Source organism: Stenotrophomonas sp. YJH_SMC_110 (genome assembly GCF_059369255.1).
In genome coordinates, this window is sequence record NZ_JCAFSM010000007.1 from 63,599 (window position 1) to 75,142 (window position 11,544).

Here is an 11,544-nt window from a genome sequence, read left to right on the forward strand (position 1 = left end):
CGACACCGCCATGACCGCCCAGCAAATCGATGCCTCCGGACGCCTGCGCCACCTGCTGACCCTGGAGGGCCTGCCGCGCGGGACCCTGCTGCAGCTGCTTGACCGGGCAGGTCAGATCCGCGATGCCGCAGTCGGCCGCGTCGGCAACAAGCGCCACGTGCTGGCCGGTTCGGCGGTGTGCACGCTGTTCTTCGAGCCGTCCACGCGCACCCGCAGCTCATTCCAGCTGGCCGCGCAGCGCCTGGGCGCCGATGTGCTCAACTTCGATGCCTCGACCTCGTCCACCCGCAAGGGCGAAACCGCCTGCGATACGCTGCGCAACCTGGAAGCGATGGGCGTGCGCGGCTTCGTGGTGCGCCACCCGGAGGATGGCGCGGTAGCCGCACTGGCAGAAGCGGCGGGCGAGGGCACCGCACTGATCAACGCCGGTGACGGCCGCAGCGCGCACCCGACCCAGGGCCTGCTGGACATGCTGACCCTGCGCCAGGCCAAGGGCCCGGATTTCTCGAAGATGAAAGTGGTGATCGTCGGCGACGTGAAGCACTCGCGCGTGGCCCGCACCGACCTGCATGCGCTGCGCACGCTGGGCGTGGGTGAGATCCGCGTGTGCGGCCCGCAGTCGCTGCTGCCGGACGATGAGACCCTGAAGGGCTGCGTGGTCGGCGATGATTTCGACGCGATGCTGGAAGGCGTCGACGCGCTGATGATGCTGCGCCTGCAGCGCGAGCGCATGGAAGAAGGCCTGGTGCCGTCGCTGGAGCAGTACCACGCCCAGTACGGCCTGACCCGCGAGCGCCTGGCGCGCGCCGGCAAGGATGCCGCGGTGCTGCACCCGGGCCCGATCAACCGCGGCGTGGAAGTGACCGACGACGTGGCCGACGGCCCGCAGTCGTGGGTGCTGCGCCAGGTCGCCAACGGCGTCGCCGTGCGCATGGCCGTGCTGGAAACCCTGCTGGGCTGACCACCCGCTCTGGTAGGTGTCAACCTTGGTTGACACACTTGCCGCGCGGCTTGTCCGCGCACCGCTCTGGTAGATGCCAACCTTGGTTGGCACTATCCATCCGCGCCCAAGTTGTCGAGCGGATCACACGAAGCCCCAAGCTCCCATTCGCACCATGCATGGGGATATTGCCCAAGCCGCGTCGCCAGTCCGGCCCTGATCGGATTTCCCATCAGGTACATCGCACGCCGGTGCAACGATTCGTCAGAGCGGATCGCATGATCGTGATAGCAGGCCTGCCAGAAGCGCCCGACTCGCCCCAGCAACCGGTTTGCCTGCTGGGCTGTGCGCGACTTGAAACGCTTCATGACGGTTTCCAGCGTTCCCGCACGTAGTTCGACCAGCCAGTGGATGTGGTCGGGCATGACCACGTACGCAATCGAGCGGGTGAAGCCTTCCTGATCCAGTCGCTGGAATTAGCGGACTGCCAAGGCGGCCGCTGCGGCGTTGGTGAAGAGCGGCGCGCGGTCATGGACGACGGCGGTGAGGATATAGCTGAGGCCGATGCTGGAGCGACGACCGAGCAGGAGACGTGTGTTCTGCATGGAGCAAGCATGGACGGGCCTGCTTCCAGTGAACATCGGGGAATGGGTTGGTTTCAGGTAGGCCAGTGCCAACCAAGGTTGGCAACTACCAGAGCAGTCAGTGCCAACCAAGGTTGGCAACTACCAGGGCAGTCAATGCCAACCAAGGTTGGCAACTACTGAAGCTGCGGCTCAGCGCTTCTGCGCGAACAGCCATGCCCACATCGCCGGGTCGGCATAGGTGGCGTCCCAGGCGTTGTGGTTGCCTTCCGGGTACTCGGTGTAGCGCACGTCGCGTGCAGCGGCGCTCCGGAATGCGGCGTGCAGTCTGCGATCGTCGTCCGGTGGCACTACATCATCCAGCGCACCGTGGAAGATCCAGATCGGCGTGCCTCTCAGGCGCTGGGCGATGGCCGCATACGGATCGGTTTCCTGGGCGACCTGCTCGACGAACAGGGTCGGGCGCACCGCGCGTGGCGCCAGCACCGCGCCGCACACGGGCACGATCGCGGCGAAGCGCCCGGGGTCATCCAGCGCGATGTTCCAGCTCCCATAGCCGCCCATCGACATCCCGGTCAGGTACTGCCGTGAGGGATCGGCACCGAACTCGGCGATGGTGGCGTCCAGGGCGGCCAGCGCAACGCGGTTGTTGCGCCCGCTCCATTCCTGGTGGCCCGGCACCTGGGGGAATACGGCCAATGCGGGGAAGTCGGCCGCGTGCCTGCGCAGGTGCGGCCCCAGCCCCGCATGGGTCTGCTTGACACCGTCGCCGCCACGCTCGCCGGAGCCGTGCAGGAACAGGATGACCGGGAGTCTGGTGGGAGCGGTGGCCTGAACGCCGGCCGGAATGAACACCTGGTAGTAGGCGGTCTCGCCGTCCACCTTCACTGCGCGGCCCTCGAAACGGCCGCGCGCGCTGTCCGGCAGCGAAGTGCAACCGCTCATCATCAGAAAGGCCAGCAGCGGCAGCCAGCGCGACATCAATCGGACCATGGGATTTCCGGGGCGGCAGGGTCAGCTGCATCCTAGCCCGCCGCAGGTCAACGCGGCATCGTGCGGCGCGTCACTCCGGTCGCGGGAAACTGGCAATGATGTCCAGCTGCTCCTGCGCTTCGGCATTGCCCTCGGCGGCGGCGGCCTGCACCTGCGCGATGTCCGGATGCAGCACCACCAGCAGCGGGTTCTCGCAGACCGGGCAGGCGTACTCGGTGGCGTCCTCGTCCAGCTCCATCTCCATAGCACGCGAGCTGCCCTTCCATTCGCAGGCCGGGCAGGTGTGCTGCTGGTCGCGCCAGCCGGGCTGGAAATAGTTTTCGATCGTTGTTGCCATGGGTGTTCCAGTTGGGATCGGGTCAGAGCCCCGCGCAGCGGAGATCCGACCCTGCAGGGTTCAGTGCAGCAGCACCAGCGTGGCCAGGCCGAGGAAGGTGAAGAAGCCCATCGAGTCGGTCACGGCGGTCAGGAAGATGCCGCTGGCCAGCGCCGGGTCGAAGCCGAAGCGTTTCAGGGTCAGTGGCACCAGCACGCCGGCCAGTGCGGCGAACAGCAGGTTGCAGGTCAGCGCGATGGCGATCACTGCCGACAGCCCGGGCGAGTGGAACCAGGCCAGCACGATCAGCCCCAGCACGGAACCCAGCATCACGCCGTTCAACAAGGCGACCCGCACCTCCTTCCACAGCAGCGTGCGCGCGTTGGACGCGCCTACCTGGCCCAGTGCCAGGCCACGCACCATCAGCGCCAGCACCTGGGTACCGGCATTGCCGCCCAGGCCCGCCACGATCGGCATCAGCACGGCCAGCGCCACCAGCTTGTCGATGGTGCCTTCGAAGTGGCCGACCACGCTGGAGGCCAGGAAGGCGGTGCACAGGTTCACCGACAGCCACATCAAGCGTCGGCGCATGGCGCGCCAGACCGGGCTGAACAGGTCTTCGTCCTCGTCCAGGCCGGCGGCGCCCAGTGCCTGGTGCTCGGCCTGGCCACGGATGATGTCGACCACGTCATCGATGGTGATGCGGCCGATCAGGATGTTGTTGTCGTCCACCACCGGCGCGGAGATCCAGTCATGGTCGGAGAACTGGCGGGCGACCTCCTGGTCGCTCTCGCCGACGTCAATGGCCGGCTGCTCGTCGTCGATCAGGCGGTTGATCGGGGTGGTGTCCTCGTGGGTCACCAGTGCCGCCAGCGACACCCGGCCGAGGTACTGATGGCGCCGGCTGACCACGAACAGGTGATCGGTATGGTCCGGCAGTTCGCCGCGCAGGCGCAGGTAGCGCAGCACCACGTCGACATTGACGTCGGCGCGCACGGTCACCACGTCCGGGTTCATCAGGCGGCCGGCGCTGTCCTCGGGATAGGACAGCACCTGCTCCAGGCGCTCGCGGTTCTCGCGGTCCATCGACTTGAGGACCTCGTCGATGACCGTATCGGGCAGGTCTTCGACCAGGTCGGCCAGGTCGTCGATGTCCAGGTCTTCGACCGCGGCGATGATCTCGTCCGGGTCCATGTCCGCGAGCAGGCTCTCGCGCACGTCTTCGCCGACGTGGACCAGCACCTCGCCGTCATCTTCCGGATCAACCAGGCCCCACACCACCTCGCGCTTGCCCGGCGGCAGCGATTCAAGCAGGTTGCCGATCTCGGCCGGGGCCAGGGTGTTGACCAGCCGACGTACCGGGCCCAGCCGGCCGCTGTCCAGTGCATCGGACAACATCCGCAGTTGGCGCGCAGTCTTGTCGTGGCGTACAGCTTCAGCCATCGCAGCTCCCGCGGGATAAGAAAAGCCGCGATCCCGGCAAGGATGCGGCAACAGGGGTGTTCAGCGCGTCATTATCGCAAGGGGATGTTTCAACGCATAGCCGCCGGGTGGCGGTAGTGCCGGCCGCTGGCCGGCAACCTCTTGGCCTTCAACGAGACGGGGCCAGATCCCTTTTCCCGCGGAAAAGGGATCTGGCCCCAGGCGTGCATGCCCGGCGAGCGGGTGGTGTCAGGGCGTATCGGCCACCAGCGCCAGCCAGCGTTCGATGGCGCGGCGGTCGCGCGCGGCCAGCAGCTTCGGGGCACGGGCGCGCAGCGCACCCAGATCGGCTTCGCGGATGGCACGGCGCACCTCCAGCAACGTACCGGGATGCAGGCTGAACTCGCTCAGGCCCAGCGCCAGCAGCAACGGGGTCATCCGCGCATCACCGGCCATCTCGCCGCAGACCGCCACCGGAATGCGGTGGCGTGCGCCGGTCTCGATCACCATCTGCAACAGCCGCAGCACCGCCGGGTGCAACGGTGAATACAACTCGCCCAGCGCCTCGTTGTTGCGGTCGGCGGCCAGCAGGTACTGCACCAGGTCGTTGGTGCCGATCGACAGGAAATCGACCAGATCGATGAAACTCTCCAGCGCCAATGCCGCCGCCGGGACTTCGATCATCGCGCCCAGCGGCACGTGCTCGGACACCATATGGCCTTCGCTGCGCAGCTGTTCGCTCAGCTTGAGCATGCGCCGGCGCACCGCCAGCAGTTCCTCGCGGGTGCTGACCATCGGCACCAGCACGCGCAGCTTGCCGTAGGCCGAGGCGCGCAGGATCGCGCGCAGCTGGGTGTCGGCCACCTTGGGCCGTGCCAGCGACAGGCGCACGCCGCGCAGGCCCAGTGCCGGGTTCTCTTCGTTGCTCAGGGTCAGGCCGGTACGATCGGCCTTGTCCGCACCCAGGTCGAGCGTGCGGATGGTCACCGGCCGGCCGCTCATGCCCAGTGCGGCATCACGGTAGGTCTGGAACTGTTCTTCTTCGTCCGGCAGCTCGTTGCGCTGCAGGAACAGGAATTCGGTGCGGTACAGGCCCAGCCCCTGCGCGCCCAGCGCATGCGCCTGGGTGACGTCCTCCAGCGATTCGGCATTGGCCAGGAGGGCAATGTCGACCTGGTCGCGGGTACGGCTGGGCTTGCTGCGCAGGCGGCCAAGCTCGCGCTGCTCGCGCGCGTGTTCCTTCAGGCGTGCGCGGTAGTCACGCAGGTTGTCGGCCAGCGGGTTGACGGTGATGCTGCCGTCGGCACCGTCGATGATCAGCACGTCGCCGTCGGCGACGCGGCTGAGCAGTTGCGGCACATTGACGATCAGGGGCAGGTGCAGGCTGCGCGCCAGGATTGCGCTGTGCGACAGCGCGCTGCCGGCGGCGGTGACGATGCCGACCACCCCCTGCGCCTGCAGCTGCGCCAGTTCGGATGGGGCGATGTTGTCGCAGACCAGGATCTCGCCGGCCAGGCCCTTCATCACCGGCGGGCGTTCGGGTTGCAGGAAGGCGTGGATGCGGCCGATCACATGGTCGAGATCGTCCATGCGGCTCTTCAGGTAGGCATCGTCCATGCCATCGAAGACCTTGGCCAGGCGGTCACGCTGCAGGCGCAGCGCGTAGCCGGCACTGTACGGGCCGCTGCGGATCAGTTCGTCCAGGCCATACAGCAGCTCGGGGTCGTCCAGCAGCAACGCGTGCAGGTCGAGGAACTCGCCCACTTCCTGGTTCAGTGCGCCATGCAGGCGCTGACGCAGTTCGTGCATTTCCGTACGCGCGGCATCCAGCGCACGGTGCAGGCGGGCCAGTTCGGCCTCGACCTGGTGGGCGGCCACGCGTTGCTCGGCCACTTCCAATGCATGCGGCAGTCGCACGCGCGCCCGGCCCATCGCCGTTCCGCGCGCCGCGCCATGGCCGGCCAACAGCTGTACCGGCCGTTGGCCGGAAGGGAGCTGGCCGGCGCGTGCGCGTGGCACGCTCAGCTGTCCTCGTCGAAGCGGCGTTCGAACAGGCCGACCACCGCCTCCATCGCGGCGGCTTCATCTTCGCCGTTGATGCGCACGGTGACCGGAGTGCCCTGGCCGGCGGCCAGCAGCATCACGCCCATGATGCTCTTGGCGTTGATCTCACGGCCCTTGGCGGCCATGGTCACGTTGCAGCGGAACGGCGCCAGGGTCTGCACCAGCTTGGCGGTGGCCCGGGCATGCAGGCCCAGGCGGTTGCTGACGGTGAGTTCTCGTTCAAGCATCGTCGACTATCGCTCCATTACGGGTACCCGCCGCGGCTGTGGCGGGCAGTTGATCCAGTCCCTGTTCCGGATAATTCATCACCCGCAGCAACATCGGCAGGCTCAGCGCCGACACCCGGCGAACCGGGGTCCCCAGCCGGGCCAGCTGCCCTGCAAGGTTGGCGGGGCTGGCGCCGTACAGGTCGGTCAGGATCAGCACGCCCTCACCACTGTCGACCCGCCGCAGGGCGGCCGAGGCGAGCGGGAGCAGGGCGTCCATGTCTGCGTCGAACGGTACTTCGAAAGCTTCGGTTTTCAGCGGCAATTGCCGCAGGAGCCGGGTCGCCACGTCAAGCAGGGCGGTCCCGACCCCGGGATGTGTTACGAGGAGAATGCCACAGGTCATTACTGCACGTTAACAGGTCAAGGTGAATCGGCGATAGCAGCAGATGAGGGGCACTGTGTCCCGTATTCAGCGTTATCGGGGTCAGAGCCCTTTTCCCCTGGAAAAGGGATCCGACCCCATGCGTTTTTCGATGCCTGGCAGCGATTCATCCACGCATGGTGTGGATCCATCGTGTCGACCAAGGTCGACACCTACCAACAGCGCACGGAATCTGTCAGAGGCGGGGCGGTGTGGGTAGGCAGGACCGTTGGCGCCATCGAGCCCCCATGGGTGAGGGCGCTTTGCTTGCGAAGCACTGCTTCGCAAGCGCCCGAACGCCCAGCCGCCAGCGGCTGGGCCGGACCCCGGAGGGGGGGGCACGGCGTGTCCTGCCTACCCACACCGCCCCGCCATCCCACGGAATGCCGCTTTTGCTGTTGCTGTTGCCGGCCAGCGGCCGGCACTACCGACGGGTGCCGGGCGCAGCCCGGCCGGCCCCCCTCAATCCTGTTCGCGGTGGTACGTCGCCACGTCCTGCCAGCCCATCTCGCGGGCATGCCGGGCCATGCGCTCGGCCAGGAACACCGAGCGGTGCTTGCCGCCGGTGCAGCCGAACGCCACGGTCACGTAGCTGCGGGTGCCATCACCCAGTTTCGGCAGCCAGGTATCGAGGAAATCCATCAGCTGGGCCAGGTAGCGCTGCACGTCCGGTTGCGCTTCCAGGTAGTCGCGCACACCCGGTTCGCGGCCGCTGAGCGCACGCAGGTCCGGGTCCCAGTGTGGATTGGGCAGCACCCGCGCATCGAACACGAAGTCTGCCTCGGCGGGTACACCGCGCTTGTAGGCGAATGATTCGAACAGCAGCGACAGGCCGGTGGCATGGTCCATCGCGAACTCGGTGATGATCCGCCGCCGCAGTTGGTGCACGTTGAGGTTGCTGGTATCGATCACCGCATCGGCCTCGCGGCGCAATGGCGCGGTCAGCTCGCGCTCGCGGGCGATCGCCTCGGGCAATGACAGGCCCAGCTGGCTCAGCGGATGGCGGCGGCGGGTGTCGGCATAGCGCTTGAGCACCGTTTCGTCGCTGGCCTCGAAGAACAGCACCTTCACTTCCACGCCGGCGTCGGTGGCCAGCTGCCGCCAGTCGCCCAGCTGGCTCAGGTCGGCCTGGCCGCGCACGTCGATGCCCACCGCCAGCCGGCGCGGCGCGCTGCCATCGTGGTTGGCCAGCAGGCTGCGCACGAAGTCCGGCAGCAGGTGGATCGGCAGGTTGTCCGAGCAGTAGTAGTCCTGATCCTCGAAGGTCTTCAGGGCGACGGATTTACCCGAGCCGGACAGGCCGCTGACGATGATCAGGGTCGGGGCGGAGGGGGTGGCGGTGCTCATGAACAGGCTCTTCGAGGGGCAGGGGAATCAGGGTGTTCGCCGTTCCAGCAGATTGCTGTGGCGGGCGATGAACATCGCTGCCGGATCAATGCCCTTGGTGCGCAGGATGTGCAGGCGGGTGGCGGCTTCGGTCAGCACGGCCAGGTTGCGGCCGGGCATCACCGGCAGGGTGATCAGCGGAACGTCGAGGTCCAGCACATGGCGGGTGCCCGAGTCGCCGGTCAGGCGCTCGTAGCCATGCGGGGTGGGTTCGGTCATCGGCTTGGTCAGGTGGACGATCAGCCGAAGGTACTTGTTCTTCTTTACAGCCGTGTCGCCGAACATCTCGCGCACATTCAGCACGCCCAGGCCGCGCACTTCCAGCAGGTCCTGCAGCAGTTCGGGGCAGGTGCCGTCGAGCACGTCCGGGGCGATCTGGGTGAATTCGGGCGCATCGTCGGCTACCAGGCGATGGCCGCGGCTTAGCAGCTCCAGCGCCAGCTCGCTCTTGCCCGACCCGGCCTCACCGGTGATCAGCACGCCGATGGAATAGATCTCCATGAACACGCCATGCAGGATCACCCGCGGCGCCAGCGTGCGCGCCAGGTGGTAGGACAGGTGGTTGAGCAGTTCGTGGCCGCGCTTGGGCGACAGCCACAGCGGTGTGCCGGATTCATCGGCGGCCGCGCGCAGGTCTTCCGGGCACGCCTGGTTGCGGGTCAGCACCAGCGCCAGCGGATGCGACTGCATGATCTTCTCGATGGTCTCCCAACGCTGGCGGGGTTCCAGCGCGTCCAGCCAGGACAGTTCCTCGGTGCCCAGGATCTGCACCTTGTTGGGATAGATCGCATTGAGGTAGCCGGCCAGCGACGGACGCCGCGAGACCGTGTTGCCGGCCTCCAGCTCGCGTTTCTCACCGGATTTGCCAGCGGCCCAGCGCAGCCCCAGCCGCTCGCGCTGCTGTTCGAACAGTTCACGGGCGGTGATGCTGGTATTCATGCGGCACTCGCAGGTGGGGTCATGTCCAGCGCCTCGCGCAGCGCCCGGGCATCGCCGGCTTCGCGCAGGGCCTGGCGGATGTCCGGTGCGGAAAACAGCTCGGCCAGCTCGGACAGCAGCATCAGGTGCTGGTGGGTGTAGTGGGCGGGGACGGCCATCGCGAACACCAGGTCCACCGGTTCGTCGCCGCCGAAATCGACCGGGGTCGCCAGTCGCAGCAGGGCGCCACGGGGGCGGTCCAGGGTCGGCGCGCGGCCGTGGGGGATGGCGATGCCGTGGCCGATCGCGGTGCTGCCCAGGGCTTCGCGCTGGCACAGGTTCAGATAGATCTGTTCGGCGTTGGCCTGGCGGCAGGCCAGCAACCCGGCGGCGGCCTGCAGGACGCTGTCACGGTCGGTGGCCGTGCAGAGCTGGGTCTGCACGGCCGCCAGGAGGTCAGTCAGGGGCATGTCTGCGGGGAACGGTGGCGATCAGCCACCATTGTCGCCCACCGGCAGCGGTGCGTGCTGCTGTTTTTTCTCCTTGTGCTTGATGACCAGGCGGTCAAGCTTGTCCGCAAGCAGGTCGATCGCGGCATACATGGTCTGGCCGCCCGCCTCGGCGTGCAGGGTCTGCCCCGGAATGTTGAGGCTGGCGTCGACGTGGTGTTCGGTCTTCTGCAGCTTGAGGGTCACCCGCGCTTCGCAGTGCTGGTCGAAGTGTTTTCCGATCCGGGCCAGCTTCTCCTCTACATAGGACTGCAGGGCCGGGGTGACTTCGACGTCTTTGCCAAACGTTTCGATGCGCATCGGGTTTCTCCTGTGTTCGGATGTGCCAATGAACCTCTCCGCCGGGCGCGGCGGCGCGTCAAGCGATTCTGACCCTTTCGTGCGAGGCGGAAATGTTCATGGCTTCACGATACTTCGCCACGGTGCGTCGCGCTACTGGAATTCCCGACGATTTGAGCAGGTCAGCCAGCTTGGCGTCAGAAAGCGGCTTGCGCGGGTTCTCGTCGTCGATCAGGCGGCGGATCATCGCCTGGATGGCCGTGCTGGACGCCTCGCCACCGCCTTCGGTATCGATGCCCGAGGCGAAGAAGGCGCGCAGCGGCAGGGTGCCGCGCGGCGTGCGCACGTGCTTGCGGGCGATCGCGCGCGACACCGTGGATTCGTGCAGGCCCAGCTCGGCGGCGATCTCGCGCAGGGTCAGCGGGCGCAGCGCCTGCTCGCCGAATTCGAGGAAGCCGGCCTGTTGCAGGATCAGGCTGCGCACCACCCGCAGCAGGGTTTCGCCGCGCTGCTGCAGGCCCTTCAGCAGCCAGCGCGCCTCCTGCAGCTGGCCGCGCAGGTAGCCGGCGTCGGCCTCGCCACAGCGGCGGATCAGCTGTTCGTAGCCACGGTGGATCACCACCTTCGGCCCGGCATGGGCCGCCAGCGCTGCGCGCCAGATGCCGTTCTGCCGCCACACCACCACGTCGGGCACCACATAGGTGTCCTGCGACAGCGGCGCGATCTGCGTGCCCGGACGCGGGTCCAGCGAGCGCAGCAGCGCGACCGCCGTGTCGACCTCGTCCAGCGGCTGTTTCAGTTCATGCGCCAGCCCGGAGACGCCACTGCGCGGCAGCCGTTCCAGCGGGCCTGCGGCAATCTGTCGCGCCAGCGCCAGCCCCGGCGTATCGGCAGGCAACACGTCCAGCTGCAGCTGCAGGCACTCGCCGAGCGTGCGCGCGGCAACGCCGACCGGGTCGAAACGCTGGATGCGATGCAGCACCGCGAGGATTTCATCCTCACCGGCATGGACCGCCGGCAGCAGGGTTTCGGCGATGGTGGCCAGCGGTTCGCGCAGGTAACCATCGTCGTCCAGCGCATCGATCAGTGCAGCGCCGATGCTGCGGTCATGCGTGGAAAGATGCGACAGGTGCAGCTGCCACAGCAGGTGGTCGGCCAGCGTTTCGGTTTCCGCCACGCGCTCGGCGGCACTGCCGGTGTCATCGTCATCGTCGAAGCTGCCACCACTGCCGGCGGCACTCCAGTCGAGTTCGGCCGGCGCCCAGTCGTCGCCGTTGTCGGTGCGTTCGGCGGGCGCGTCGGCATCGGTGCTGTCGCTGGCCTCATTGGCGGCACTGCTGTCGTTGCTGTCGGCCCAGTCCAGCAGCGGATTGCTCTCCACGGCCTGGGCGATTTCAAGCTCCAGCTCGGTCGTGGACATCTGCAGCAGCTTGATCGCCTGCTGCAGCTGGGGCGTGAGCACCAGCTGTTGTCCCAACGATGTCTGCAGCCGAGTCTTCATGC

The 11,544-nt window shown here is 67.4% G+C and carries 12 protein-coding genes and 1 pseudogene; 1 reads left to right on the top strand and 12 read right to left on the bottom strand.

Going from position 1 to position 11,544, the window contains the following annotated elements:
* The first annotated feature begins 10 nt into the window (after positions 1 to 10).
* Complete coding sequence (locus tag AC5P6H_RS13900; RefSeq protein ID WP_014646226.1) at positions 11 to 961, top strand: aspartate carbamoyltransferase catalytic subunit; 951 nt, start codon at positions 11 to 13, stop codon at positions 959 to 961.
* A gap of 92 nt (positions 962 to 1,053) precedes the next feature.
* Here AC5P6H_RS13900 and AC5P6H_RS13905 read toward each other — a convergent pair.
* From AC5P6H_RS13905 to AC5P6H_RS13960, 12 genes and pseudogenes are all read right to left on the bottom strand, one after another.
* Positions 1,054 to 1,545 (bottom strand): annotated as a pseudogene (locus AC5P6H_RS13905) (REP-associated tyrosine transposase).
* A gap of 171 nt (positions 1,546 to 1,716) precedes the next feature.
* Positions 1,717 to 2,517, bottom strand: a complete 801-nt coding sequence (locus AC5P6H_RS13910) for a carboxylesterase family protein (RefSeq protein ID WP_495202776.1) — start codon at positions 2,515 to 2,517, stop codon at positions 1,717 to 1,719.
* A gap of 70 nt (positions 2,518 to 2,587) precedes the next feature.
* Positions 2,588 to 2,854 carry a hypothetical protein gene (locus tag AC5P6H_RS13915; protein ID WP_032958486.1) on the bottom strand — a complete coding sequence of 89 codons (267 nt, stop codon included), beginning with the start codon at positions 2,852 to 2,854 and terminating at the stop codon, positions 2,588 to 2,590.
* 60 nt (positions 2,855 to 2,914) lie between these two features.
* Positions 2,915 to 4,276, bottom strand: coding sequence for a magnesium transporter (mgtE, locus tag AC5P6H_RS13920; RefSeq protein WP_008266103.1), 1,362 nt, complete (start codon positions 4,274 to 4,276; stop codon positions 2,915 to 2,917).
* Positions 4,277 to 4,504: 228 nt separating this feature from the next.
* Complete coding sequence (ptsP, locus tag AC5P6H_RS13925; protein WP_032958484.1) at positions 4,505 to 6,274, bottom strand: phosphoenolpyruvate--protein phosphotransferase; 1,770 nt, start codon at positions 6,272 to 6,274, stop codon at positions 4,505 to 4,507.
* A 2-nt stretch (positions 6,275 to 6,276) separates the two neighbouring features.
* Positions 6,277 to 6,546: an HPr family phosphocarrier protein gene (locus tag AC5P6H_RS13930; RefSeq protein ID WP_005408385.1), complete on the bottom strand. Its 270-nt coding sequence runs from the start codon at positions 6,544 to 6,546 to the stop codon at positions 6,277 to 6,279.
* Positions 6,539 to 6,931: a PTS sugar transporter subunit IIA gene (locus AC5P6H_RS13935; protein WP_032958481.1), complete on the bottom strand. Its 393-nt coding sequence runs from the start codon at positions 6,929 to 6,931 to the stop codon at positions 6,539 to 6,541. The genes AC5P6H_RS13930 and AC5P6H_RS13935 overlap by 8 nt, the downstream gene beginning before the upstream one ends.
* Before the next feature lie 480 nt (positions 6,932 to 7,411).
* Positions 7,412 to 8,296, bottom strand: coding sequence for an RNase adapter RapZ (rapZ, locus tag AC5P6H_RS13940; RefSeq protein WP_014646231.1), 885 nt, complete (start codon positions 8,294 to 8,296; stop codon positions 7,412 to 7,414).
* A 27-nt stretch (positions 8,297 to 8,323) separates the two neighbouring features.
* Positions 8,324 to 9,274 carry an HPr(Ser) kinase/phosphatase gene (gene hprK, locus AC5P6H_RS13945; protein ID WP_005408388.1) on the bottom strand — a complete coding sequence of 317 codons (951 nt, stop codon included), beginning with the start codon at positions 9,272 to 9,274 and terminating at the stop codon, positions 8,324 to 8,326.
* Positions 9,271 to 9,723 carry a PTS sugar transporter subunit IIA gene (locus tag AC5P6H_RS13950; RefSeq protein ID WP_032130191.1) on the bottom strand — a complete coding sequence of 151 codons (453 nt, stop codon included), beginning with the start codon at positions 9,721 to 9,723 and terminating at the stop codon, positions 9,271 to 9,273. Before AC5P6H_RS13950 ends, hprK begins: the two co-directional genes overlap by 4 nt.
* Before the next feature lie 21 nt (positions 9,724 to 9,744).
* On the bottom strand, positions 9,745 to 10,062 hold the full coding sequence (gene hpf, locus AC5P6H_RS13955; RefSeq protein ID WP_005415556.1) for a ribosome hibernation-promoting factor, HPF/YfiA family: 318 nt from the start codon (positions 10,060 to 10,062) through the stop codon (positions 9,745 to 9,747).
* A 58-nt stretch (positions 10,063 to 10,120) separates the two neighbouring features.
* A complete protein-coding gene (locus AC5P6H_RS13960) occupies positions 10,121 to 11,542 on the bottom strand; it encodes an RNA polymerase factor sigma-54 (protein ID WP_142234376.1) in 1,422 nt (473 codons plus the stop codon).
* Between the last annotated feature and the right edge of the window lie 2 nt (positions 11,543 to 11,544).